Source organism: Pseudomonas sp. F01002 (genome assembly GCF_004402115.1).
In the GTDB taxonomy this organism is placed as follows: Bacteria; Pseudomonadota; Gammaproteobacteria; order Pseudomonadales; family Pseudomonadaceae; genus Aquipseudomonas; species Aquipseudomonas frigoris.
In genome coordinates this window covers 1-310 of the sequence record NZ_SOPU01000041.1, presented here as the reverse complement: position 1 = coordinate 310, position 310 = coordinate 1, and the positions used below count along the sequence as shown (strand labels likewise).

1 protein-coding gene is annotated in these 310 nt (G+C 61.0%); it reads right to left on the bottom strand.

The window, feature by feature from the left end; all coding sequences use genetic code 11:
* Positions 1-310, bottom strand: a 310-nt coding sequence (locus tag E3W21_RS31285) for a hypothetical protein (protein WP_166793881.1), incomplete at both ends; no start/stop codon positions are given.

The following is a 310-nucleotide window of genomic DNA, read 5'->3' as shown; positions in this document are numbered from 1 at the left end:
GCCCGCGCGTTCCAGTTCGTAGGAAAACACCCCTTGGGTTTTCGCCAGGGCCCGGGCGGCGGCGTTGGACAGCAGTACCTCGACCACCGAGGGCACGTTATTGATCGTTTCGTGGACCTTGGTGTCGATGGCCTCACCCTCAAGGGTGGTGCCCTTGAGGTTCATGATGATGACATCGCCCACCTTGAACTCGGTGGACGACGCCGCCCAGACCTGCAAAATCAACTTTTCATCGCCCAGCGTGTCGAGGTCAAGCTCGTTGCCGTTGGCCTGTTTGAGGATGGGCGCATCCAGCCGCGAGTTGCCGGTG